Raw genomic sequence first — 25,368 nt, 5'->3', positions numbered from 1 at the left:
ACGGTGTGGAGCCGGTTCGAACGGTCAGTTGCAGAGACCGGTCGTCACCGGCAGATTACGATGTTCGGTGTTCTCGAGTCGCCTCCGCGTTGATCTCGAGGTCGTCGGTAATGACGACGCCGTACTCGTTTTCGGCGGCCGCCCGCGAGACGTAGCCGTCTTTGACGTCCTCGAGGACGGCTTCGGGGTCGCGGTCGTATGGGTCGCCGTAGCCGCCACCGCCGCCGGTGCGGTTCGAGATGACTTCGCCGGGGGCGAAGTTTCCGCGGAAGAACCCCGCCCAGGTGTTGCCGTCGTTGTACAGGTCGGTATTGTCGACGAGTATCTGGACTCGCTCGTCGGCGTCGTCGGCGAGGTCGAGGACGATTCCGTTTTTCGCCCCGGGTTTCCCGCCGTCGATTCCCCAGCCGGGTTTCTTGGTTTTCTGGATGATCGAGAGCGCGCCGACCGGATGTTCGATGCGGAAGTCGCGACGCAACCCGAGGCCGCCGCGGTATTCTCCAGCGCCGCCCGAGTCGGTTCGCAACGAGAGTTCGTCGAACGAGATGGGCGCTTTGTTCTCGAAAACTTCGACGGGGATGTTCTGGACCATCGTCTCGCTGATGTGCATGACAGCGTTGGCCCCGTCGTGGTCGTTCGTCGCTCCCCAGCCGACGGCGTCGTTGTTCGCCTCGACGAACTGTCGGCCGGTTTCGGGGTCCTCGCCGTACAGCATGATGTCGTTGAGGTCGCCGCCCGAACTGGCCGGAATCGTTTCCGGGAGTGCCTTGGCGAGTGCCTTGTAGACCACGTCGATGCTGACGATTCCCGTCCAGATAGTAAACGTCGGTGCCGGATAGCTCGCGTTGAACAGGTTCCCCTCCGGGGCGTGAACCGACAGCGGCGCGTACTGACCCGCATTGGACACCTCTGTCGGTGTCGTGATCGATTTGAAACAGAGTTTACAGACCGTCTCGGTCATTCCCAGCGGAATATTGAGTGGCCCCTCGACCTGATCGGACGACCCGCTAAAGTCGACGCTGAACTCCTCGCCGTCGATGGTTACTTCGACTTCGATTCGAATCAGTTCGCCAGTCGATCCGTCCGCGTGATCGACCGCGGACCACGTTCCGTCAGGGAGGTCGCGAACGGCGTTTCGAGCCGTCTGCTCGCCGTGATCGTGGATACGGTCGATGCACGAATCGACCGTCTCCGAGCCGTACTTGTCGTGGAGTTCGCGAAGACGGCGCTTACCGGTTCGAATGGCCGCAATCTGTGCGTTGAGATCGCCGATGACCTTATCGGGGATACGAGAGTTGAACCGGATGAGGTCGAGGACCTCCTCGTCGGGTTCGCCGCCTTTGTACACCTTCGTCCCGGGGAAGATAACCCCTTCCTGGTGGACGTCAGTCGAATCGAGCACGTAGCCCGCGTCTTTGGCACCGAGGTCGAGCCAGTGAGCGCGGGTCGCCGCGTAGCCGATCAGTTCGTTGTCGTCGGCGTCAGCGTCGGCTCCTTCCCGGAAGATGGGAGCGAACACACCGACGTCGAGGGTGTGGGTCGAACTCCAGTAGGGATAGTTCATGATGAGGACGTCGCCGGGTTCCATGTTTTCCTCGCCGACGTGCTCGATCAGTTTCTCGAGGGCGAAGTCGTTCGCCCCGAGGAACAGTGCGAGTCCGGGTGAGTCCGCGATGAGGTTCCGGTCTCGATCGTACAGTGAGATGCCGAAATCGAGGATCTCGTAGATGATCGTGTTGTAGGCGGTCCTGATCAGGGTGCGTTGCATCTCCGTCGCCGCGGAGGTGAGGTAGTTCCTGACGACCTCCACGGTCGCCGCGTCCGGTCCGTTCGTCGTGGTGCTCATTGGTCTTCACCTCCAGTGATCAGCAACTGTCCATACTCGTCGACGGTCGCCGTCTGGTCCGAGTGGAAGACGATGGTCGTCGTCGGTTCGCGAACGATGGCTGGTCCTTGTATCTCAGTTCCCGAAACCAGGTCGCCACGGTCGTACACCGCGAAGTCGACGGCCTCGAGGGCTGCGAAACAGAACGCTTCACGCGTTCCGACGGGGTCAGGAGACGCATCTCCTTCTATTTCGCTCGTCTCGAGTGGCGGTTTATCGTTTTGGCCGGCTGCACGCACTCGCTGGTGAACGACTTCGGCCGGGTCGGCCATTTCGTGACCGTAGCGGTCTGCGTGTTTGCGCTCGAACCGGTCGTTGATTTCGTCGGTCGATTCGACGCCGTTTGCATCGACTTCGACGGTGTGTTCCTGGCCGAGATAGCGCATCTCGAGGGTGTGGTTGAGAGTGATATCGTCGTGGGTGAATCCTTCGCTCTCGAGGGTTTCGACTGCCTGCTCGTCGAGTTCGTCGAACACGGTCTCGATATCCTCGAGTGAGAGGTCGCCGAGCGCCTCGATGTTGGTTCGGGCGAAGTCGTAGACGACGTCTGCCATCAACATACCCCAGGCCGAGAACACCGACGGTGCGTTCGGGATGACGATTTCCCCGACGTTCATTTCACGGCCGAGCAACGGCACGAACATGCCACCTGCTCCGCCGAAGCCCATCATCGAGAACTCGCGGGGGTCCAGTCCCTTTTCGATGGTGATCTCTCGTATTGCGCCGACGGTGTTGGCGAGCGTGACGTCGAAAACACCTCGCGACACGTCCGTAACGGTCGACTCGAGCGGGTCGGCGAGCACGGATTCGATTGCCTCGCGTGCGCCCGCTGCGTCGAGTTCCATTTCCCCGCCGAGGAAGTCTGCGGGGTCGATGTAGCCGAGTGCAACGGCTGCGTCGGTAACGGTTGGCTCGGTGCCACCCTGACCGTAACAGACGGGGCCAGGCTCTGCGCCCGCGCTTTCCGGGCCAACTTTGAGCAGTTCGCCGTCGAGCCAGGCGATGGAACCGCCGCCGGCACCGATCGTTCGGATGTCGTACACCGGAATCATCAAGGGCTGGTGCTCGAGGCGGGAATCGTACTTGACGGCGGGCGTGCCGTCTTCGATCACACAGGCGTCGAGGCTGGTCCCACCCATGTCGACGGTGATGAGGTCCTCCCGGTCGGTTTCCCGGCCAACGTGGGCTGCGCCGATGAGCCCACCCGCCGGTCCAGAGAGAATCGTGTGTACCGGTGCATCCGTCGCGCTCTCGGCGGTCAACGTCCCTCCACCCGAGCGCGTGATGAAAAACGGACTGTCGAAGCCGTTCTGGGTGAGTTCGCTCTCGAGATCGTCCACGTAGCTGCCGAAAATCGGCTTGATGTAGGCGTCCATTACGGCGGTGCTCGTGCGCTCGTACTCGCGGTACTCACGGGTAATGTCACTCGAGATGGAGACGCTCGTCTCGGGGTAGGCTTCGCGGATTATCTCGGCAGCCTGACGCTCGTGTGCCGGGTTTCGATAGGAATGTAAGAAACAGATTGCGATGGTGTCGACGTCCTGTTCTTCGATCAGGCGCTCGGCTGCATCCCGAACCGCATCGGTGTCGAGGGGTTCGACTTCCTCGCCGTCGGCGTCGAGTCGACCCGGTACGCCAACCCGTCGGCGGCGTGGAACGAGAGATTCGGGTTTCTCGTAGCGAATATCGTACATCGCGTGGCGTTCGACGTTTGTCCGACCGATCTCGTACACGTCGCGGAACCCCTCGTTGGTGATGATGCCCGTCGTGGCACCCTCTCGCTCGAGGACGGCGTTCAATCCGAGTGTCGTCCCGTGGACGAACGCTTCAGTCGCCTCGAGGTCGGCACCGACCTTATCGATCGATGCCAGCACCCCCGATTCCGGTTCCTCCGGCGTAGTCGATGCTTTTTCGACGCGGATGTCCCGATCGTCTCGATCGAAACTGATCGCATCGACGAATGTTCCGCCAATGTCTACGGCAAGTCGTTCTGTCACGTGGTATCTCCTCCCAATACCCTAGCTCTGGACGAGACAGGATATATAATTTATGCACAAATCACGGATTTTGGCTACATAACGACACACGATATTTACGATGTGTTCGCCATTAGCGGTTTTGTTGGTCTGATAGTTCAGAGCAATACCCGAAGGGTTTACTCTACCCTGGTACCAAAGGTACGCATGGATGCAGTTACCATACACCATCTCGACTCGGTGTGGGATGACAGCGTCGATGAACCGCTAGCCCTGTACGACTCATCCGACCCATCCGTCCAGACAGGGAGTTACGTTATCGAACCCGGCGAGCGAGTTCCCGAAACCGGAACGACCAGCCACGAAGGCGACGAAATATCGGTGATCCTCGAGGGCGAAGTCGAACTCGTCGCTGACGGCGAACGCTACACAGCAGGGCCAGGAACCCTCTCGGTAATCGAAGCCGGAACGCCCCATTACAGTGTCAACACCGGCGAAGAACCCTGCAGACTCGTCTACACCGTACTGGGCGGTCTCTGAGAGGGAGTGCTTCGGCCTACCAGTCACTGGTTTTGACGGCCTTTCACTCGTATATTCGTGTAGTCGGGGTTCCTGTCTGGACGTTGTGTGCGTGCAATCAGCATCTGGATGTAGTCGTGCGTACAGTCGGTATCTGGATGTAGTCGTGCGTACAGTCGGTATCTGGATGTAGTCGTTGTGTGCGTACTCTCAGCATAGTCATTGTGTGCGTGCGTAGCCAGCAATTACCTCATTAGGTAATATGTGTTGTAAATTGTGGTAGAATAAAACCTCAAAAGGAAATTAGTGCACAGAAAGTTTAATAGATGTGCCGTATTGTGTGCTAGGTGTGAGAGAGAACAACACCCGTGTCGCGGTCGATATCGGGGGGACCTTCACCGACTTCGTCGCCGTTACCGACGGAGAACTGTCCCTCGAGAAGGCGTCTACGACACCGGATAACTTCGCTAACGGCGTCATTTCGACCCTCGAGAAGAGTTCGTTGTCCCAGTCTGCTATCGATCAGTTCGTGCATGGAACCACGGTCGTCATCAATGCGGTGACTGAACGAAACGGCGAACGGTGTGCGCTCATCACTACCAGTGGGTTCCGCGACGTTCTCGACATTACGCGGGCCAATCGACCGGATATGTTTAACTTCCGGTACGAAAAGCCCGAACCGTTCGTCCCCCGTCGTGACCGGTTCGAAGTCGACGAACGCGTCGACCAGGCAGGAACCGTCCTGGACTCACTATCGGAATCGGCCGTCGAAACGGCTGTCGCGAAAATTCGTGACCGGGGCATCGACACCATAGCCGTCGCGTATCTGCACGCCTACGCGAACCCGGAACACGAACTGCGGACCCGTGAGATCATCGCCGAACAATTCCCCGAAGCGTACGTCACGCTCTCACACGAACTGACCGGCGAGTATCGTGAGTACGAACGCACGAATACAGCCGTTCTCAACTCCTACGTCCGACCCATCGCAGACGAGTATCTCACCACGCTCGAGTCACACCTCGATGCGAACGGGGTCGAGGGAAACCGGTACGTCATGAAATCGAACGCGGGGACCAGTAGTTTCGAACAGGCCCGGCAGAGCCCCATCGAGATGGTCGAAAGCGGACCTGTTGGCGGTGTTTTCGGGGCGGCACGCGTCGGTACGAGCATCGGCGAACCCAACGTCATCAGTTTCGACATGGGCGGAACGACCGCAAAGACCTCTCTCATCGAGAATGGCGACGTCGACATCGGCACGGAATACTGGCTCGAGAGTTCGCGCCAGAACGAAGGCTACCCGCTCCAGATTCCCGTGGTCGATATCGTCGAAATCGGGGCCGGCGGCGGGTCTATCGCCTGGGTGGACCAGGGCGGTTCGATCAACGTTGGCCCGGAAAGCGCGGGTGCCGACCCGGGACCGGCCTGTTACGGCCAGGGTGGCACCGACCCGACGGTCACCGACGTCAATCTGTTGACCGGCCGTCTGAATCCCGCGTACTTCCTCGGCGGCGAGATGGAACTCGACGTCGACCAGGCCGAAGCCGCCCTCGAGCCAGTCGCTGACGAATTCGGTACCTCGGTTCGGGAGACCGCACACGGCATCCTCCGGGTCGTCAACTCCAACATGGCGAACGCGTTGAAGCAGGTCAGCCTGCAGCGGGGGTACGACCCGCGACAGTTCGCGATGGTCGCCAGCGGTGGGGCAGGCGGCCTGCACGCCGCCGCCCTGGGGCGTGACCTCGGCGTCAACGAAGTCATCATCCCACGAGCGCCCGGACAGTTCTCCGCCTGGGGGATGCTCCTGACGGACCTTCGCCGAGATTACGTGCGGACCTGGGTCCGCCCGTTCCACCGCGAGGCTGCACCCGCCGTGAACGAACGCTTTGTCGAACTGGCCGACCGCGCGGTCACCGAATTTGGCGAGGAAGACATTCCTCCCGAGAAGGTTTCACTCGAGTTGAGCGTCGACCTCCGGTACACCGGTCAGGAACATACCGTGCAGACGCCAATTCCGGTGGGGAGCGAGGATACAAAAAGAACGGTTTCGGCTGCCTCGAGCGAACCGCTGGTCACTGCAGACGCGATTGGAGCGACGATAGCCCGATTCCACGAGCGCCACGAACAGGCGTACACGTTCTCGCTCGACGACCCGGTCGAACTCGTCAACGTTCGCCTCACCGCGACGGCGGAAGCGGCCAAGCCGACGATCGAACCCGTTTCTCGAGACGGCACCCTCGAAGACGCGAGGAAAGGTTCTCGCACAGTTGATTTCGACCGAGAGGGGACCCAAGAGACCACGGTGTACGAACGAGCCTCGATACCGATCGACGAACCGGTCACTGGACCGGCCATCATCGAAGAACCGGCCTGTACCACGCTCGTTCACCCCGGACAACAGTTCCGACTCGACGAGTACGCGAACGTTCGAATCACGGAGGAAATCCGATGAGTCACCAGACAAACGAACCGAAAACCGACCTCGACCCGTTTACTCGAGAGGTCATTACGAACGCCTTGCAAAGCGCTGCTGAGGAGTCGTTTATCAACCTCGGCCGAACGGCTAAATCGAGCGTCATCTACGAGACGCTCGACTACGCGACCGGTATCGTCGACATCGACGGGAACGTCGTCGCGCAGGCCAACGGCGTTCCGGGGTTTCTCGGAACGCTGAAATTCTGCGTTTCGGACACCGTCGAGAAGTTCGGCCGCGATGGGTTCGAACCCGGCGACGTGATTATGCTCAACGACTATCACGGCGGCACCCACCTGAACGACGTCGCGATGGTTGCCCCGGTCTTCCTCGAAGACGACGGACGAGACGAACCAGTCATGTTCCTCGCTTCGAAGGCCCACTGGACGGACATCGGTGGCAAAGACCCCGGTTCGTGGACGACTGATGCAACGAGCGTCTTCCAGGAGGGGATACAGTATCCGATGGTCAAACTCTACGAGGGTGGCGTCGAGAACGAAGCCGTCGCCGATATCGTCGCCGCGAACACCCGCATGCCCGAGATGACGCTCGGAGACATGCAGGCCCAGAAGGCCTCCCTCGACGTCGGCGTCGAACGCGTCCAGGATATCGCTCGAGAGTACGGCTGGGACACCCTCGAGGTGGCCGTCGACGCGTGGCTCGAGTACGGCCACGATCTGGTACGGGACGCCGTCGAGGAACTGCCAAACGGCACCTATCACGCCCAGGATTACCTGGACGACGACGGCATTACCGACGAACCGATCCACGTCGAGTGTGCGGTAACGATTACCGACGAGACGGTCACCCTCGATTACACTGGCACCGACCCGGAAACGGAAGGACCGATCAACTCGCCGTACGCCGCGAGTATCAGCGACGTCCGGTCGTTCTTCCAGGCCATTACGCTCCCGGGTGCACCGACCAACGAGGGCTTTTTCGAACCGCTCGAGGTGATTATTCCGGAAGGGACAGTACTCAATGCTACCAAACCGGCACCAATCGGAACCGACTGGGAGTCTTCCGCGATGGCGGCCGAACTCCCCTGGAAGGCACTTGCCCCACAGTTGCCAGATAAACTCTCGGCGGGGCATTTCACGAGCGTCTGTGCGACCATCGTCGGGGGAACTGACGAACGCACTGGCGACGACTTCCTCGTTATCGAACCGCAACCCGGCGGGTGGGGAGCCTGCGCCGACAGGGACGGGGCTGACGTCCTCGTCTGTGCCGGGGACGGCGACACCCTCGAGATGCCCGTCGAAATCATGGAGACGCGGTTTCCACTGCTGTTCGACCAGTTCGCCCTCGACACGCCACAGGAGGCAGGTCACGGCCGCTTCCGTGGGGGCACCGGACTCGTGCAAGACTACACGATGTACAACGAAAGCGGCGGCTTCATCACCGCCTCCTTCGGCCGGTCGGAGTATCCACCCTGGGGTGTCGAAGGCGGGGAGAAAGGGGACGGCAACTACATCGAACTGTTGCGAAACGACGGCTCCGTCGAACGGGCGTCGAAGCTAACCAACGAACCCCTCGAAGACGGCGAAACCGCCAGACTCGTCACCAGTTCCGGCGGTGGCTGGGGCGACCCACTCGAGCGTGAGCCCGAACGGGTCCTCGAGGACTGCCGAGACGAATACATCACTCCGGAACTCGCTCGAGAGGTGTACGGTGTCGCCCTTACCGAGTCGGGGGAGATAGACGACGCGGCGACTGAACGGCTGCGTGCGGAGAAACGAACGGAAACCGAAGCGAACGAACACGAGAGGAGATAATATGCGTTCCACCGAAACGACAATCAGATGGATAGACCCAGTCGGCCACGACGACTTTAGCGGCGACATCGAAGACCTGCTGAACGACGTGAAACGCGATTCGACCACCGTCGAAACCGTCAGCCTTGACCGCGGCCCACACCACGTCGAGTACCACTACTACGAGTCGCTCGTCCTGACCGACGTGTTGCACCTGGTCAAGGAGGCCGAAAACGACGGCGTCGATGCCACCGTGATCGGCTGTTTCTACGACCTCGGTCTCGAGGAGGCCCGCGAAGTTTCCGATTCGATGCCCGTCATGGGGCCTGCCCAGGCAACGACGCATCTGGCATCGACGATGGGGGATACCTTCTCTGTCGTCGTCGGCCGTCGCAAGTGGATACCACAGATGCGGGCAACCATCGAACGATACGGCTTCGGCGACCGCCTGGCCTCGTTCCGGCCCGTCGATCTCGGCGTGCTGGATTTCCAGGCCGACCCGGAGTGTACCAGAGAGCGACTCACCGAAGCCGCTCGAGCAGCCATCGAGGAAGACCACGCCGAGGTCGTCATCCTGGGCTGTACCGCCGAGTACGGGTTCCACGAAACGCTACAGGACGAACTCGGCGTCCCGGTGCTGGATGCCGTCACGGCACCGTTCAAATTCGCGGAACTGCAGGCTGAACTCGCCGAGCTGGGCTGGACACACAGCAAGATAGGCGGTTACGAATCGCCACGACTCGAGGAGATGGAAGCCTGGGGTATTGACGAGGACTACCCGACTCGAGGCGTCTGGAACGACTGATTTGGGGTATAACCGTGCGTACGGACCAGCAAATCCGTGCTGTTTGCTGACGATTGAGGTGGCAACGAACCTTTTGTTGGGAGCATCGAAGCCAACCGGCGGTTTCGATGGCTGGCTTCGACAGTGTGTTTCGGCCCTTCCTCGGACCGAGCGCGATAGAACGTGACGACCGTATCGCTTGCCCGAAAAAGCGAACGATTCGTCATTGACATCCACCCACGACTGAAGTCGTGAGATTCCTCTCGTGGGAGCCTCAGTCGTCCTGAACTTCCCCGAGAGCGACATTCCCGCCTGCTGCGGTACTTTGGTTTGTGTACGCCTCGTTGGCCGTTGTCTCCACAAGGGAGGGCGGGCTATGATGTTCCCGCCAACTGTGTTTGTTCCACTTGAGGTACACGGGCCGTGCCATCGACCCTACTGTGTTGTTCTGCTGTCTCAGGAACGATTCCGATGCGACAAGGTCGGCGTGACCCTCGAACCCACACGGACACGCCAGCGAATCCTCGTGGCGAATAGTCCCTTCGCGCTCGCCACAGTCGGGACACTCCTGACTCGTCCACGCTTCAGATTCCTCTTCGACCCTGATACCGTACTCTTCGCACATGTCTTCGAGCCGATTGATGAACCGGCGGTACGCCCAAAAGTTGTGCGTCTTCGAGTTTATAACCGGCGACCAATGTGTTGAGAGAACGCCTTTGATGTCGCCTACGTACAGCGTCGACACGCCCTCGTCGTACAGACGTTCCACGAGGTCGCGGACGAGGGTGTTTTGGGCGTGTTTGCGCCGATTCGTGCGCTTACGGTACAAGCGGTCGATGCGCTTGCTGGATTTGCGCTGGTCTTCGAGGAGTGACTGGTAGTACGCGATTTGTTCGGTGGTTTCGCGGAACCGCTCGAACAACTCACGTCCTTCGTACAAGTATTGAGAACCGGTTGTCGTCGTGCAAGCGACGAGATTGTTCGCGCCCACGTCGAGAGCGGCTTCTTCCGAAGCCAGTGGTGAATCCAGTCGAGAACTGTCGACGGTGACTGGTTGATAAGCCCTGAACGTATCTGCGGTTTCGTCGTACACGAGTTCGAGTCGGCCTTGCTCGCCGCTCCACTTCGGCTCACCAGCAACTTCAACGCGAAGGCGTTGGTTCCGATTCAACCCAAGTTCGTTTTTGAGTTCGGAGCCGATCGGGACTTCAAGCCGGGAATATTTCCCGAATTGGATGGTGTACTGGTCGTTGCGAACGTACGTGCGGAGTACCCGTCCATCGTCTTCGTTACCCCAGTACCCGGGTGGCGACGGCTTCTCGTCGAGTTTGCCGGCGTGGTACTTCTCGTTGCTGGAGAAGAACGACCGCCACGCTTCGGAGTTCTTGCGGATGATCTGCTGGGCGACGGAACTGCTGAGAACACCCTTGTATTTGCCTTCGAGTTTGCCGGTGTCGGCGTCCCAGATGCTTTCGTCGTCTTCAAGCAAGGCTTGGCGGCGAGCGTAGTTGGTCTCGTTCCAGAGACTCGCAGAAGCGTCCAACCAGCGAATGAACACCTCACGCTCTTTCTCCGAGCGAGGGCGAACGTTGAAGCGGTTGGCTCGCTTCATCACCAGATCTTACGAAATATTGTTTTGTAAAGGTATGGATGAGCGTGGGAGACTCGGACTGGCTATCGCTCGTGGTTCGTGTCGTCTGTTGTGGGATTCATCCCACGACTCAAGTCGTGGGCTTTCTCCTTGACTTTCTGTAACAACGGAACCGAATTAAGTTGGATAGTCCGGATGTTCGTGGTATATCGTAGCCAGTGAAACGATGTACCCACCTACTGCGGCATTCTCTTGGGCGAGGGTGTGCAATGACTTTCACTGGCTACTAGAGAGAGTTGACGACAACCCTCGGCTGAAACTCGGGGACTTATCCTCAAATTCCTGTAATTGCTGCGTTATCGAAGCGTCCACCTGGATGTGGCGTCAGGTGTCCCACCCCACTTTGTCGAGTGTTTCGTGTGAGGTGGCCGTCGGTGTTCAGATAGTTGCTCGGTTCTCGGTGAACGGAAAGAGAGTGGGTCCCCCACCCCACTCTGTCGAGTGTTCCGGTACGCGAACGTGTACCCATATGTGAGCAGCCACCTGTTGTGTTATTGTCGCCCCTCGCGACAGGAAGATCGTCGTGTAAAACCTATAGTAGCCAGTGAAACGATTGACACACCGACCGCGACGCCATCTTGCGATAGGGTGTGCAATGACGTTCGCTGGCTACGATAATTGGAGCGGAACGTAGCTTTTCGAGCAACTCTCTGTTAGCGCGGACGGGTTGGCGATCCACGCAGCCGAAGGTTCAAGAAGGGTTAGTTGAAAAAGATCGCTGAGGATACCGTGCAAATTTGGTGGTTCAATACAAAGACCGCAAACCGGGGCGAACTCATTGCGCTCGTTGCCGCCGCTCTCTACGTGATTAGTGCTTTCCTTCCGCAGGCACGGCTGTGCACTGAAGAAATGATCCATCGGCAACTGTTGGGTTGTCGGGGCGATGAAATAACGGTGTGGCTCGCACCATCGGTCGTATTCAGTTCAGTACTTGCCGCGGCTATCGTCGTTCTGGGGGTCTATCTGTCTCAGCACCCACCCGAGGTTTTCCAACCGTGGAATCCGAGGACGTCCACTATTCTGATAGCATCAGCAGTGCTCTCCCTCGTGGTTGCTTCGATCGGCGTTCCGAGCGGCGACCTACTGGAACTCCTCGTCGGAACCTGGGTTCAGGTCGCCGCGTCCGCGATCCTGTTTTTGTACGGCATCTCGAGTCGCCTCGTGGACGTATTTGCTACTACCCGGTGAGAGTGGCCCGACGGGAACACGTATTTAATAGTTCGGGAGGTGAGCCAATAGCAGTCGCTTCTGCCCGAAGGGCCGTCTAACCCGGAGCGGACGTCACGTACTCAACCCACGACGTTTTGCAGTTTGTACCGCCTCGAGTGATAGGTCCACGTCCTCGAGTTCATCGACGACATCGAGAGCTAACTCGAGGGTCACGTCGAGGTCGTATTCGTAGTACTGTCCGCCAGATCGGCCATGGTTTCGCGCATACCGTTTCAAAATACCCTGCATCGCCAGGTCTGAGAGATGGTCGTGCATCCGCCGCCGAACCAGTGGTTTGGTGCCAAACCGTTCACCGATGGACGCATACTCCGGATAGATTTCACGGACTCGAGCTGGCGTTTCCTCCTCGATCGCGATACTCAACACGGCCGCAAGCGCGAGGTGGCCGTGTCGGGTAAGCTCCATCATCCCCTGTCTAATCTGCCCACGTTCGAGTGCCTGTTGGGCTTCACGAACGTGTGCTTCGGTGATCGTTTCAGCGTCATCCGCGCGCGTGATGTCTCCTGCCTTGTAGAGCAAATCGAGTGCCTGTCTGGCACTCCCCGTATCCTGTGCAGCCAGCGCGGCACATAGCGAGAGGACGTTTGGCTCGTAGGCCGCTTCGTACAGCGCGTTCTCCGCCCGCTGGGCGAGAATCGAGCGAAGTTCACCAGCAGTATACGGCGGAAAGTGCACTTCTTCTTCACACAGCGTGTCTTTGACTTTCGGGGAAAGACTGTCGTGGAAACTCAAATCGTTGCTGATGCCGATGATGCCGGGTTTGACCGATGAGAGGTAGCCATTCGCTCGTGCACGCGGAAGTTCGTATAGTATTCCGTCGTCGTCACCGATGTGATCGATCTCATCGAGAACGATCAACACCGTCCCGCCGATAGTCTCGAGTTCTGTGTAGAGCATGTCGAACACGGTCTGGCGAGGATACCCCGTGGTACTGATTTGCTTTCCGGGGGGCCGAAGCTCGTTCACAAGATTGGCAGCGACCTGATACGAAGACGAGAGATTGTTACAGTTGAGCCAGACGACTGTGAGTTCGACGTCGTCGTACGCTTCGACGTCCCGCTCGAGGTGCGAGAGGAGATATCGAGTGACGGCCGTTTTTCCGACGCCAGCTTTCCCGTATAAAAAGATGTTACGCGGTTGTGCTCCGTTGATCACCGGCTGGAGCGAAGCCATGTACGTCTCGATTTCCTCGTCACGCTCCTGGATGGACTCCGGCTGATAGTCTTCACGCAGCACGTCCTCATCAAAAAATATCGACGTGTCCCGGTCGAACAGCGGCATTAGTTTGAATCCTCGGCCGAACATATATAAAACCACCGTGTCGAGTGCGTCGAGTGTTTGTTATGGCGAGGGGATAACCCACCCCATATTGTCAAGTGTTCCAAACAGCCTGTTGTACCAAACCGACTGTGTTTGACCACCCGTTCTATCGACCGATTCTCTGTGTAATAGACGTAACCCAGTCTCTTGCGTATTCGACATCAGATTCAAACGGCCGTCGGCTGCTCGAGAACCTGATCAGAAGCCTCGAGTCAGCGGCTACAGATGTCGATTGCTGAGAGCAGAGCATTGAGACGGAGCGTGTCGATTACGAGAGAGGTGTCGGTTTACATTGAGATGTACATCCCCGAAATACTACTTTTTCGATTATCACCTGATAGGGATTATCGTAGCCAACCGGAGGGTTCGACGTCTGGTCTTTGGCGACGTATCTCGGTCCGTCAGTGGAAAACTATGAATTCCTACGATAATCCCTATGAGTACCCTCCTAAACGTCGACTCATGAGTGAAATCGAATCGAACCGCTTGATTTCACCCACCAGTTCAGGTTTGGGAAGCCACTGAACCGGCAATGAACCCTCGAGCTGGTAGCAGAGAGAACTCACGCTTACTCGAATCAATCCAGTGTTCACAACACTCGACATGGTGGGGTGTCTCACTCCGGCCACCGGTTTGCACTGGTCAGTCAATATGTTACAGAGGTTTGAGGGGAAAGCCCAGAAGCTCCAGTCATGGGGGGTGCCAATGATCACCATGTCTCATCCCCTCAGGCAGTTTGTGGATGTCTCATCCCTTCAGGCAGTTTGTAGTTTATAGACAACATTTTGGGCCGTAACACACTCACAACCGAAGCCACCACTCTCGAGCACAAACACTCGACAGAGTGGGGTGGGGGAGGTATTTCAACTACCACTATTCAGCATCCAATTCGACAGCGTCGGCCCTGTAACCTCTCGACCAGCACGAATAACTCGAACGAGACAACTGCTATCCAATTCGCATCTACCGTTCAATCGCGACGAATTACGCAGTTCACTCGAACGGATAAAACGTCCCATTGATGTCCCACTCGTGGATACAATGGGGATCACCTACCAACTTCGACCCATCCTCTCGCGCCAACTGCCAGGCGCCGTTAGTTTCATCCCACTGCTCGGTTCGTTCACACTGCTCACATACCCGCTTGGTCGGTTTCCGTAGCTGTACACTCATTGGTTAGTGTATGACAGTGGGTAGCCCACACATATAACGGTGTCAGTGTCCGGCAAGTCCTGCCCGGCAATATTTGCAAACCGACAGAGCAAAGGGCCGACCCGGAGACAGCACGGACGAACATGGTCACGTTCGTAAATTTACTGGTTCGGAACGACGATCTCGACCACGAGGCGTTCCTCGAGCGCTGGCAGGGCGATCACATCGAAATCGCAAAACGGCTCCCTGGCCTCGAGCGATACGCGACGTCAGTACCGACGAGTCCGGAATACGCCAGCTACGATGGCATCGTTCAGCTAGAGTTCCCCGACCACGAAACGCTCAGTGACGCCTTCGATTCGGAAATCGGACAGGAGGTGCAAGAAGACGCGGCGACGTTTATCGACATGGACGAGAGTGAGACGCTCATCGTCGACGAAACGGTCCACCTGAACGAAGCCGATACGGAGTCGGACGATGACCGATAGCGAACGCCCTGACGAGCAAACAACGCAAGCAGCGGAAAACGAAGCAGCTACATACACAGAAGCGACCGCAGAACGTGTCGTAGACACTCTCGAGGCACTCGACGTCGAGTTCGTATTCGGCTACCCCGGGGGCCGTATCATCGAAGTGTTCGAGACGATTGGGCATCGCGAGACTGATATTTCTGTGGTCAGGCCGAGAGACGAACGCGAGGCGAGCGTGATGGCCGAAGCTTACGGTCGCATGACTGGGTCCCCAGCCGTTCTCGCCGGACAGGGGCCCTGGATTGGTAGTCTCGGGACGATTGGGCAGATGGAAGCGAGACTCGGTTCCTCGCCGATGGTCGTCCTCACCGAGGCCTCAGAACGCGGCGATTACTCGACGCTCGCACCGTACCAACAGGCTCGGGGAGATTACGGTGGTCTCTCGCTCCCAAAAATACTGGACGGGGTGACAAAGGAGTGGTGGTTCCCCCGGACCCCAAACGAAACCGTCAGAAGCGTTCAACTGGCTTTCAAACACGCGACTGCTGGACGAAATGGGCCCTGTGCGGTCATCTTCGACGGGTCGGCGATCACTGACGATCTCGAGACCGGTCAGACACCTGGACTGTGGGACGACAAAGAACAGGTCCAAAACTGGCGCTCGAGACCGATTGACTCGGACCTCGAGACGGCGGTGAAGGCCCTCGAGCAGGCCGATCGGCCAGTAATTCTGGCCGGGAACGGCGTCCACTCGAGTGCAGGGACCCAGGATGGGACGGCCGGGGACGGCGTCGGCAGTGACAACGACTCGGCAGGTGAGGAAACGCATACAGGTTCGACTGCAGGAAATGCGTACAACCTCCTCGTCGATGTCGCTGAGACGTTCGATGCTGCCGTCGCCACGTCGTATCTCGGCAAATCGACGATACCGGAGACACACGAACGAGCAGCTGGCGTCATTGGGTCGTTCGGGCACGAAGGCGCTAATCGGGTCGTCAGCGAGGCAGACGTGCTGTTGGTGGTCGGTTGTCGACTGAACCCGATGGATACCAACTGGCAAGCGGCATCGTTCATTCGACCCGACGAGCAGACGATCATCCACGCAGATATCGATTCGAGAAACGCCGGTTGGGTCTATCCGGCCGATGTTGGCCTGATCGGTGATGCGGGCCAAACCCTCGCTGGACTACTCGAGAACGCAGCGGACCGCGGGATTGTGACCCCTACGACTGATGCTGCGTCAACTGCCACGGCTGCTGATGCGCCGACAGCGACGAACGAAAACGGCGAAAGCTGGGCGCTCGAGCGAGCGGCAACCGCACGAAAGGACTTCGAGGTGACGTCCGAGAAAACCGAACCAGCTGACGAAGGTCCGATCAAACCACAGCAGGTGTGTAAGGCCATCGAGGCCGTTATGGACGAGGAGACCGTCGTCACCGCTGACTCGGGGAACAACAGATTCTGGTTGCTGAACTACCTCCAGGTACCGACCACCGGGAGCTACTACGGAAGCGGTGGCGTCGGGGCGATGGGCTGGGCAGCCCCCGCTGCCGTCACCGCTGCACTGCTCGGTAAGGACGCTATCTGCGTTGCTGGGGACGGCGGGTTCACGATGACGATGACCGCACTCGAGACGGCGGTCGACTGTGGCGTCGCCCCGACCTTCGTCATCCTCAATGATCGCTCGCTGGGGATGGTGCGACAGATGGACGATGCGATCCCAGGCACCACGTTCCACGATACGGATTTCGTCGCCATCGCTCGAGCGATGGGTGGTGACGGCGTCAGAATCACCGAATCTGATGGCCTCGAGCGCACGATTTCCGAAGCGACCAGGGCTGACGTCCCAACGGTCGTGGACGTCAGAATCGACCCCGACGAGGAGATGGCTGATCAGCTTTCGTCCTCGTTTTACGACGAGGTCGGTGGCTTACACGAGTAGGCCCCACCTTGACCGGTCCGTAGTTCGCGGAGCTCTTTTGCTTTTCCGACGCTATCTCGAGGCAATATAATCCGACGCTATCTCGAGGCAAGCACAACTGGGTGAAATCAGGTCTCAAATCGATTGCAACGACCGCGACGATTCGCACTCTGGAATCGGACACTATCCCTTTTCCAACAGCCTCGAACGGACACCGCTATCACCTCCGAGTCCAATGTGACAAGTAATGGCCCACCTCGAGCGAATCTTCGTCCACCCGATCAAATCACTCGATCCGACACCGGTCGAACACGCGACGCTCGTCGAAAACGGTGCTCTGGAGTGGGACCGTCGGTACGCAATCCTCGATTCGTCGGGCGAGTATGTCAACGGGAAACGGGAGCGTTCGATTCATCGATTACGAGCGAGTTACGACCTGGACCGGATGACGGTCACCATCGGAACCACCCCGATAACTGAGGGACGAGCCAACACCCAAGGCCGAACCGACGCTGAAGGAACTACACAAACGTTCCACCTCGAGGAGGATCGTGAGACACTCGAGTCCTGGCTCACCGACTTCTTCGGCTACGAAGTTTCCCTCGTCCGTGACGACGAAGGTGGCTATCCGGACGACACTGACGCATCCGGACCCACGCTCATCTCGACGGAAACGCTCGAGGCCGTTTCCGCCTGGTTCGACGACATCGACGTCACCGAGATGCGACGGCGTTTGCGGGCGAATCTCGAGGTGAGCACACCGATGGCGTTCTGGGAGGACCAACTCTACGAAAAACCGGGGCGTGCAATACCGTTCAGCATCGGCACAACTCGATTGTACGGAATCAATCCCTGCCAACGGTGTGTGGTGCCGACTCGCCATCCCGATACCGGTGAACGGACGCCGGGTTTTCAGGAGACGTTCGTCTCTCAACGAGAAGCCACGCTACCCGAATGGGCGAATACGGCGTGGTTCGACCACTACTTCCGCCTGATGGTCAACACGAAGGTTCCGGAATCAGACTGGGGTGAGACACTCGCTGTGGGTGACGAACTCGAAGTCGGTGACTCGAGTGTCCTCATACCCGACCAGTAGCGTGACGAGGGCAGGTGTGATCGAACTGTGACTCTACAGAAAAATCATTCACACGGACTTCGCCCTCAAGGGGCCATTCTTGTACAGATCTGAGCGCAGATGAGTGGCAATGGTGGCTCGAGACGGCCACATGTCAGAACGCTTTTGCCGTCCTGTATGGACGTTCGTGATAATGGCAGGCAACACTGTACTCGTCACTGGTGGCACGGGCTTCATCGGTTCGTACGTGGTCGAAGACCTGGTCGCAGAGGGGCACGACGTGATCGCGTTCGACCTCTCGACGGATCCACGCATTCTCGAGAAACTGGACGTTGCCGAAGACGTAGAAATCCGACGCGGTGACGTCTCCGAGGTAACGGACGTTCTTCGGGCCGTCCGGGAAACCGGCGCGACCCACATCGTCCACCTCGCTGCACTCCTGACGACGACCGCTCGAGACCATCCTCGAACGGCTCTGCAGGTCAACATCGAGGGGACGAACAATGTGTTCGAAACCGCACGACTCCTCGACGACCAGGTCGAACGGGTTGCCTGGGCATCGTCCGCAGCAGTGTATGCTCCACCGACGAACTACACGGACAACGACGGCTGGGTCACCGAAAGCGACCTCGTCTATCCAGACACCCTCTATGGAGCGACCAAGGAGTACAACGAGCACCAGGCACGCGTCTATTACGAGGATCACGACGTTTCACACGTTGGGCTTCGGCCGACAGTTGCGTATGGGCCATACCGCGAAACTGGTGGCTCGGCGTTTCTCGCCAACATCATCGAAAAGCCAGCACTTGGAGAGTCCTTCGCAGTTGAGTACGGCGATCAGGTCATCGACTGGCAGTACGTCCGCGATATCGCTCAGGCGTTCCGCAAGGCAACGTTCGCCCCGGATGACCGACTCTCGAGGCGGATCTACAACGTTCGCGGCACCGTTGCAACCATTCGAGAGGCTGCTGAAACCGTCGAATCGATCGTACCAGATGCCGATATTGACGTCGCAGACGAAGGGGAACTCCCCTGGACCCAACGACTCGATATGAGCGCAGCAAAAACGGACCTCGAGTACGAACCCGAGTACGACCTCGAGACCGGATTCAGCGAGTACATCGACGTGCTGCGGGCCGAGAACGGTCTCGAACCGCTGTAAACCGCCTTTTCACCACATACCCGCCTGATTTTGCGAACGGACGAGTATCAACAGCTAATTTCGCGAACGGACGACGTCCACGCGAGACCCTACCTTTCGGTTTGCTACGGGCCTGATTTTCACATCTGGTATTCAGAGCCAAAAGGCAAAGTAACCGCCCTCACATCCGATGACATGGAATTCGGTCTCGATATCGGAACGGGGACACTACGATCGGCCGTTGGGGAGCGGTCAACGACGAGGATAGCCGATGAACCGGCGATTGTACTCGCCCTCGAGGGGGAATCGGGTAGCGAAGAACACAACGGGGATGAGGCAGTACCAACGGATATCCGTACGATCGAGTACGAGGGGACGACCTACGCTCTTGGATCAGACGCCGCAGATCTGGCCACTGCCAACGATATCGACGCCACGCCACTCTTTGTCAACGGAGTTCTGGACGTTCGAGGCTATGCTGAACCCGCTCTCGAGTCACTCATCGAATTCGTCGTCGACGGGTCACACGCCTCGAGAGAGGGAGCAGGTACCTCGAGCAACGGAGCGGACGCTTCGAACGACGGAGCAAAGACGTCGGCAAACCCGGACACGTCGACAGACGCTAGCGACGATGGAGTCTGGTATACCACGCCCGGGACCCTCGTGGATGTGACGGAACCGACGGACGCCCACCGAGAGTCTGTCGCCGCCGTCCTCGAGCGACTGGGATACGATGGGACGCCGATTAGCAAAGGATTTGCCGTGATCTACGACCAACTCGAGGACGAAAATGTGACCGGACTCGGCGTCTGTATCGAATCCCAGACGACGAGTGTCGCCCTCTCGTACTACGGCGTCCCCGTTCTCGCATTTTCACTGGCGAAGGGGACTGACTGGATCGTCGAGCAAGCGGCCGGCAAAACCGGCCACTCGAGAGACCAGGTCGCATCGGTTCTCGAGGGGTTTCAGCTCGATCCGAGTGCGGCAACGGGTGGTGTCGAAAGCGCGCTCGCCCAGGCTCACGACGCGCTCGCGGGCGAGTTGGCCGACGCCATCACGACACAGGCGGAGGCAGCCGACCTGCAACAGGGGATTTCGGTACCCGTTGCAGTCGGGGGTGACGAAGCGATCGAGGGGATCGAATTTCTTCTCGGTGGTCGGTTCGATGCCGCAAACCTTCCGTTTTCGATACGTGGGGTTCGTCTCGCGAACGACCCAGCCGAGAGTCCGGTTCGCGGGGCGCTCGCAGCCGCGGCTGATGGCGTCGACGCGTTCGATGCGGTTACGTGGGGTGATACAACAGGCTCGAACTCGGGTGGGACCGATGCAACCACAGCAGGCGACTCGACTGCCTCCACCGAGGACAGGACGGACCAAACCATTGTACAGCAGTCAGCCAGAGGGGGCGGCCTCGAAAGTACCTCGAGCGTGTCGTTCGACGAAATGGACAGCGACATCGACCATCAGCGGAACGATGACGCCATCACACAGTTGTTCGACCGACTCGGGTCGCGCGACGAAGAAATCGAGTCCATCAGGTCGGGACTCGAAGACGTTTCAGGCGATGTCGAAACAATCACAACAGAACTCTCCGCCCTCGAGACCAGGGCCGATACACTCGAAACGAAGGCAGAAACCCATGCGGAAAAGGAGGCACTCGAAGCGCTCCGCGGCGATCTCGAAGCTGCCGAAACTGGGTTACAGGACGCTCTCGAGACACTGAAAACCGACTCTATGGCGGAGATCGAAGCGCTCGACCAAACACTCGAAAGGCTGGACTCCGACGTTGATTCGCTTGCAACATCTCTCGGTGAGGAGATCGACGACCTGACGGCTGGCCTCGAGTCTCACCTCGACGACTACAAAGCGACGAAGACTGATCTCGACGGGCAACTCGAAACGCTCCAGTCCGATCTCGAGACGGTGGAAACGACGCTCGAAGCGGTCGAAGAAGCCCTCGAAACCCGCGAGAAAGAACACGAGGCCCTTCGGAACGACCACGAAGCCCTTCGTGACGATGCGCACGGACTCGAGACGAGCGTCGATACCCTCGAAAGCGACCTTTCAACGTTCGAGGCAGGTATCACTGCCCTCGAGTCAACAGTCGACTCGGTCGGGTCAAAAGTAGCTGCGCTCGAAACGCAGGTCGATGAGATACGTGGGGAGGTAACGGCTCTTCACCAGGCGTTAGATCGTCTCGAGACGAAAACGGATACCCTCGAAACACGAACTGACCATGTCGAGACGACGACGGATACCCTCGGAACGAAGGCTGAAAACCTCGAGGAGAGAACCGAGACCATCGAGACGAAGGCTGAAAACCTCGAGGTGAAGACGGACGACATCGAGGCGAGAACTGCTGCTGTCGAGACGAAAGCATCAGACACCGAAGCACAGACCGACCGCCTCGCCGAGAGAGCCGACGAATTAACCGATAGAACCGGCCATCTCGAGGAATCGATCACAGATGTCGAGGCAACAGGTGAACAAGAACGTGCTGACCTCGAAGCGTTGATCTCGGGCCTCGATGAGACACTCCAGACGACGAACGAGCGGACTGAGGGAATCGAATCACAGGTTGAGAGCGTCACCGACGACGTCGATACTGTCACATCGAAGCTCGACACGTTACAGACAGATGTCGAGCAACTCCGGTCGGATCTCGACACAGTCGAAGCCGAATACGCAACCGAAGCAGATCTCCAGACGGCGACAGCAGCTATCGATGGCATCGAGAGTACACTCCAGGTTCTACAAACCGACCTCGAATCCGTCGAGGAATCAATCGCCGATATCGAAACGGCCCGCGAAACGGATATCAAATCACTCCAATCCGACATCGAAGGGGTACGGGATGCACTCGAGTCGACCCGCACTGATCTGGAGGAAACCATCGATTCAAAGCTTGCCACCCAGCACTCGGCAGTCGACGAGGTAACTGCGACCGTCGAACAACTCACAACGGAATGTGAGACACGCGAAGACAACGTATCGGACATCCGGGACACGGTCGAAGCCGTCGAAAACAGGAGTGGGAGCCTCGCGGAGCGATTGAACGACCTCGAGACACAGGTCGAGTCAATCGAAGACGGAGTTCCCGAACCCGACAGGCTGGTAACACACGAGTCGGTCGACCCCCGACTCGATACGCTCGAGGACACAGTGAATACACTCGAAGTCGAGCAAGAAACGACGGCAGAATCTGTCGACCGGCTCGATGACGCCGATTCCGAGGTAGCAAGCAGACTCGACGATGTCGAAGATGAGTTAAAAACCAGACTCGACGAGGTATCCTCGCGTATCGAAGACATTCAGACGGCGACAGCAGATATCGAAGGCATCGAGGGTCGTGTGTCGTCACTCGAGTCGTTGCAAAGCGATGTGCGAGCGCTCGAAGAGGGGGTTGCTGAACAGCCAGCGGAGACGCGCGAAACTGAAAATACGACGCCAGTGACTTCGGGGGCCGTCGGCGGGGGTGCAGCCGGATTCGTCGCTGGTCTGAGCCTGCTTCTCGCCGGGCAGACGGTTGTTGGTAGCGTTTCGATAGTAGTTGGCGTCCTCTTACTCGGCGTCTGGGTCGTTTACAGTCGGTCCTGAAGGCACGTCACAGACGTTCGTGACTGCATAGGGCTCATCAACCACCTCGAGCCAATCACCCGTGTATTGTCTTAGTGGCTTTCCAGACCTGCAGTCCTGAGTGAAATCACGCAGTGCGGCGCGGTTTCGCTCACAAGTCGACGCTTGGGAGGATACGTAGCCTCGAGCCATACACGCTCTTGACACCTAGATCTCGAACCATCGTGCTCGATCACGTCGATTCGCTCGAGGGCCGGAACGACGAACCCTCGGTTACCAATAGGGTTGCACAGAGCAAGGTGGCGATGGTGATCGAAGCGGCGAGGATCCAGAAGGCGGGTCTGAAGCCGACAGTCTCGGAGAGGTAGCCGATAATTGCTGGCGCGATAGCTCCGGCTCCCATCAACAGCGTTCGCACCACACCGAGACTCCCCCCGGAGATGGATGGCGGGACCGCGGCCATCAGATAGGCGCCCCGAACGGGCCGAAACCCGTGCGATCCGAACCCGACGGCGACGAGTGCACCGCCGAGGATGAGCGCAGAGCCGACGCCCGTAAGTCCGACGAACGCGATGAGCGCCAGCGAAGCAACGGTGAGCGACGTGACGATTACCGGTAACGACCCCACTCTATCGGCCATTTCGCCGGTCACAAGCTGGATCAGACTGACCGCAAACAGCGCACTGTATATTAGGTTTGCCGTCGACAACTCGAGCCCAGCCTCCTCAGTCATGTATAACGGTGCGAAGGCAACGAGGCCGTTGTAGGTGAACGAAAAACAGATGGTCGCCAGGACGAACGCCGAAAACCGCGGGTCTCGAAACAGCGTTGCGTACCGACGAAGGCCGGGAGTCGACGGTTCTGTACTCGAGGGCGCGGCGTTGTTGTTCTCGGTTTCGGTCATCGCTTCGCTCGAGTCACCGTTGGCTTCGTCAGGTTGGGCACTGTTCCGGCTGTCGCCATCGCGCTCGTGGCGTGGCGTGTTCGCCAGTCGTCTGGGCGCGCGGGTAACGAACAATCCAGCCAACACGAGGCCGAGGAGGCCGGCCGCCACGAAAACGAGTCGCCAACTCGAGACGGTCGCAACTGAGAGGGAAGCGACGAAAACCACAGCTATCGGGGCGGCGACACCACCAAAGGTGCCGACCGTGTCGAAGAATCCAAGCGCACGCCCCGTGCGAGCGGGATAGGCTCGAGCCAGGAGTCGAACGGCGACGGTTTTGTGTGCACCCGTTCCGGCTCCCATGACGAGCATGGCGGCGACGAGGACGAGAAATGGGCTGTCGAAAACGAGCAGGAGCGCCGCGCTCGAGGCGAGAACGACGCCGCCCGTAATGACTGTAATCGAGCCGATTCGATCGGCAAGGACGCCGGAGGGGAACTGCATCGCGGCGTACACTATCATGAAGCCGGTAAAAGCCAGGCCGAGGACTGTGTTCGAGACGCCGTAACTTGCCTGCAGTGGTTCGAAAAGCGGGGGAAACGCGTATCGGAGGAATTTCGCGAGAAACCAGATGAGGGCCGTCAGGACGAGGGCATCGTAACGCCCGAAGTCGCTGAGTGACGCCAGTCTCGAGCCAGTCTGCGAACGCGACGATGGACTCGAGTCGGACATCTTCGATGCTCGTCCGAGAGACGACGGTCGATACACCTGTACTCTGCGGTTGCGGCAGACAAACCGAGGCGTTTGAGGGTCTGTCGCACAACGCTATATCGAGGATGTCATAGAATAATTCACCCATTTCTGTAGTGCTACAAGAAAATGCTCAATACAGCAACCTCTTTTACCGGGGTCTTCCTTCGTTCGCTTCGCTCACTCGGTCGAACCCCGGTAAAACCCGTTGGTGTCGTCAGAACGCACCGCGCTCGGGCGGTGAACCGCTCACTTCGTTCGCGGATGCTCAACAATTCGTAGTGTTCTATTCGCAGACCTATGTATCGGCTTATTCCCTGCGAACGCAGTTGGAATGAGTCCTGTGAGAAGTGTTCTATGACGCCCTCATATCCGCATCCTCGAGGCCAGACCTGTTCAATCCGTCTACTCGAGGCTACCACTCGACTCGAGATGCGCTCGAGGGTTCGAGCGAGTCAGCGAATACAGCGACTGTCTGGCGTCACGAAAACTGATCTCACGGTCGATGCTGTCGACGGACTCGAGTCGGTCGAGGGCGTGTCGAACGGTTCGGTCCGGCAACATCGTTTCAGCCGCTAGCTCCTGTTGCGTCATCCGGTCGTGGTGCTCGAGCACGAAATACACGAGTTTCGCACTCGGTGGGAGATCGCGAATCGAAGAACGTGGCTCTGACATGCCTTCCCTTCACGGAAAGCGATACTGTCCATTGCGCGGTCTGGCATGAACGGACCACAGCCGGTGTTGGCAAACGCCCCTATCGAGGTCTGGCGAGCGCAATCGAGATATGGGGGCTCTCGGGATGAGGCGA

17 protein-coding genes are annotated in these 25,368 nt (G+C 58.6%); 10 read left to right on the top strand and 7 right to left on the bottom strand.

The features are described 5' to 3' along the window. Positions 1-55 precede the first annotated feature (55 nt). Both NLK60_RS02115 and NLK60_RS02110 read right to left on the bottom strand, forming a co-directional pair. Positions 56-1,846, bottom strand: a complete 1,791-nt coding sequence (locus tag NLK60_RS02115; protein WP_254809256.1) for a hydantoinase B/oxoprolinase family protein — start codon at positions 1,844-1,846, stop codon at positions 56-58. Further along, the gene (locus NLK60_RS02110) at positions 1,843-3,882 is read right to left on the bottom strand and encodes a hydantoinase/oxoprolinase family protein (protein ID WP_254809255.1); all 2,040 of its coding nucleotides are present in this window, start codon (positions 3,880-3,882) and stop codon (positions 1,843-1,845) included. Before NLK60_RS02110 ends, NLK60_RS02115 begins: the two co-directional genes overlap by 4 nt. Positions 3,883-4,068: 186 nt before the next feature. On the opposite strand from NLK60_RS02110, the gene NLK60_RS02105 reads away from it, so the two are divergent. From NLK60_RS02105 to NLK60_RS02090, 4 genes are all read left to right on the top strand, one after another. Further along, a complete protein-coding gene (locus NLK60_RS02105) occupies positions 4,069-4,401 on the top strand; it encodes a cupin domain-containing protein (protein WP_254809254.1) in 333 nt (110 codons plus the stop codon). A gap of 328 nt (positions 4,402-4,729) precedes the next feature. Further along, positions 4,730-6,832 carry a hydantoinase/oxoprolinase family protein gene (locus NLK60_RS02100; protein ID WP_254809253.1) on the top strand — a complete coding sequence of 701 codons (2,103 nt, stop codon included), beginning with the start codon at positions 4,730-4,732 and terminating at the stop codon, positions 6,830-6,832. Then, on the top strand, positions 6,829-8,628 hold the full coding sequence (locus NLK60_RS02095; protein WP_254809252.1) for a hydantoinase B/oxoprolinase family protein: 1,800 nt from the start codon (positions 6,829-6,831) through the stop codon (positions 8,626-8,628). The genes NLK60_RS02100 and NLK60_RS02095 overlap by 4 nt, the downstream gene beginning before the upstream one ends. A 1-nt stretch (position 8,629) precedes the next feature. Next, positions 8,630-9,412: an aspartate/glutamate racemase family protein gene (locus NLK60_RS02090; RefSeq protein WP_254809251.1), complete on the top strand. Its 783-nt coding sequence runs from the start codon at positions 8,630-8,632 to the stop codon at positions 9,410-9,412. A 253-nt stretch (positions 9,413-9,665) separates the two neighbouring features. Here NLK60_RS02090 and NLK60_RS02085 read toward each other — a convergent pair whose 3' ends face one another. Next, positions 9,666-11,003 (bottom strand): RNA-guided endonuclease InsQ/TnpB family protein, encoded by a 1,338-nt coding sequence (locus tag NLK60_RS02085; protein ID WP_254809250.1) that lies wholly within the window; start codon positions 11,001-11,003, stop codon positions 9,666-9,668. Between the two features lie 1,086 nt (positions 11,004-12,089). Between NLK60_RS02085 and NLK60_RS02080 the strand changes: the two genes are divergently transcribed. Next, on the top strand, positions 12,090-12,230 hold the full coding sequence (locus NLK60_RS02080; protein ID WP_254809249.1) for a hypothetical protein: 141 nt from the start codon (positions 12,090-12,092) through the stop codon (positions 12,228-12,230). Positions 12,231-12,323: 93 nt separating this feature from the next. Here the strand turns inward: NLK60_RS02080 and NLK60_RS02075 are convergent, their stop codons facing one another. Together NLK60_RS02075 and NLK60_RS02070 are read right to left on the bottom strand one after the other, a co-directional pair. Continuing rightward, the gene (locus NLK60_RS02075; protein ID WP_254809248.1) at positions 12,324-13,553 is read right to left on the bottom strand and encodes an orc1/cdc6 family replication initiation protein; all 1,230 of its coding nucleotides are present in this window, start codon (positions 13,551-13,553) and stop codon (positions 12,324-12,326) included. A gap of 1,032 nt (positions 13,554-14,585) precedes the next feature. Beyond that, positions 14,586-14,765, bottom strand: a complete 180-nt coding sequence (locus NLK60_RS02070; protein ID WP_254809247.1) for an HEWD family protein — start codon at positions 14,763-14,765, stop codon at positions 14,586-14,588. A 122-nt stretch (positions 14,766-14,887) separates the two neighbouring features. Here NLK60_RS02070 and NLK60_RS02065 point away from each other — a divergent pair, with 122 nt between their 5' ends. From NLK60_RS02065 to NLK60_RS02045, 5 genes are all read left to right on the top strand, one after another. Continuing rightward, a complete protein-coding gene (locus tag NLK60_RS02065) occupies positions 14,888-15,232 on the top strand; it encodes an EthD family reductase (protein WP_254809246.1) in 345 nt (114 codons plus the stop codon). Continuing rightward, positions 15,222-17,156: a thiamine pyrophosphate-binding protein gene (locus NLK60_RS02060; RefSeq protein ID WP_254809245.1), complete on the top strand. Its 1,935-nt coding sequence runs from the start codon at positions 15,222-15,224 to the stop codon at positions 17,154-17,156. The genes NLK60_RS02065 and NLK60_RS02060 overlap by 11 nt, the downstream gene beginning before the upstream one ends. Positions 17,157-17,382: 226 nt before the next feature. Beyond that, entirely contained in the window at positions 17,383-18,231 is an 849-nt protein-coding gene (locus tag NLK60_RS02055) for an MOSC domain-containing protein (protein ID WP_254809244.1), read from the top strand. Between the two features lie 172 nt (positions 18,232-18,403). Beyond that, positions 18,404-19,372: an NAD-dependent epimerase/dehydratase family protein gene (locus NLK60_RS02050; protein WP_254809243.1), complete on the top strand. Its 969-nt coding sequence runs from the start codon at positions 18,404-18,406 to the stop codon at positions 19,370-19,372. Between the two features lie 174 nt (positions 19,373-19,546). Beyond that, positions 19,547-22,948: a disk-shape morphogenesis protein volactin gene (locus NLK60_RS02045; RefSeq protein WP_254809242.1), complete on the top strand. Its 3,402-nt coding sequence runs from the start codon at positions 19,547-19,549 to the stop codon at positions 22,946-22,948. A 211-nt stretch (positions 22,949-23,159) separates the two neighbouring features. Here the strand turns inward: NLK60_RS02045 and NLK60_RS02040 are convergent, their stop codons facing one another. Both NLK60_RS02040 and NLK60_RS02035 read right to left on the bottom strand, forming a co-directional pair. Next, complete coding sequence (locus NLK60_RS02040) at positions 23,160-24,542, bottom strand: MFS transporter (RefSeq protein ID WP_254809241.1); 1,383 nt, start codon at positions 24,540-24,542, stop codon at positions 23,160-23,162. Positions 24,543-24,965: 423 nt separating this feature from the next. Beyond that, positions 24,966-25,235, bottom strand: a complete 270-nt coding sequence (locus tag NLK60_RS02035; RefSeq protein ID WP_254809240.1) for a MarR family transcriptional regulator — start codon at positions 25,233-25,235, stop codon at positions 24,966-24,968. Positions 25,236-25,368: the final 133 nt, after the last annotated feature.

The organism is Natronosalvus amylolyticus, from assembly GCF_024298845.1.
Taxonomy (GTDB): domain Archaea; phylum Halobacteriota; class Halobacteria; order Halobacteriales; family Natrialbaceae; genus Natronosalvus; species Natronosalvus amylolyticus.
This window is presented reverse-complemented; position numbering and strand designations above follow the sequence as displayed.

Bases quoted from the DNA above. Each gene is read 5' to 3' on its own strand.
- NLK60_RS02115 (WP_254809256.1), bottom strand. From the start codon at position 1,846: ATGAGCACCACGACGAACGGACCGGACGCGGCGACCGTGGAGGTCGTC.
- NLK60_RS02105 (WP_254809254.1), top strand. From the start codon at position 4,069: ATGGATGCAGTTACCATACACCATCTCGACTCGGTGTGGGATGACAGC.
- NLK60_RS02095 (WP_254809252.1), top strand. From the start codon at position 6,829: ATGAGTCACCAGACAAACGAACCGAAAACCGACCTCGACCCGTTTACT.
- NLK60_RS02090 (WP_254809251.1), top strand. From the start codon at position 8,630: ATGCGTTCCACCGAAACGACAATCAGATGGATAGACCCAGTCGGCCAC.
- NLK60_RS02085 (WP_254809250.1), bottom strand. From the start codon at position 11,003: ATGAAGCGAGCCAACCGCTTCAACGTTCGCCCTCGCTCGGAGAAAGAG.
- NLK60_RS02075 (WP_254809248.1), bottom strand. From the start codon at position 13,553: ATGCCGCTGTTCGACCGGGACACGTCGATATTTTTTGATGAGGACGTG.
- NLK60_RS02070 (WP_254809247.1), bottom strand. From the start codon at position 14,765: ATGAGTGTACAGCTACGGAAACCGACCAAGCGGGTATGTGAGCAGTGT.
- NLK60_RS02065 (WP_254809246.1), top strand. From the start codon at position 14,888: ATGGTCACGTTCGTAAATTTACTGGTTCGGAACGACGATCTCGACCAC.
- NLK60_RS02060 (WP_254809245.1), top strand. From the start codon at position 15,222: ATGACCGATAGCGAACGCCCTGACGAGCAAACAACGCAAGCAGCGGAA.
- NLK60_RS02055 (WP_254809244.1), top strand. From the start codon at position 17,383: ATGGCCCACCTCGAGCGAATCTTCGTCCACCCGATCAAATCACTCGAT.
- NLK60_RS02050 (WP_254809243.1), top strand. From the start codon at position 18,404: ATGGCAGGCAACACTGTACTCGTCACTGGTGGCACGGGCTTCATCGGT.
- NLK60_RS02045 (WP_254809242.1), top strand. From the start codon at position 19,547: ATGGAATTCGGTCTCGATATCGGAACGGGGACACTACGATCGGCCGTT.
- NLK60_RS02040 (WP_254809241.1), bottom strand. From the start codon at position 24,542: ATGTCCGACTCGAGTCCATCGTCGCGTTCGCAGACTGGCTCGAGACTG.
- NLK60_RS02035 (WP_254809240.1), bottom strand. From the start codon at position 25,235: ATGTCAGAGCCACGTTCTTCGATTCGCGATCTCCCACCGAGTGCGAAA.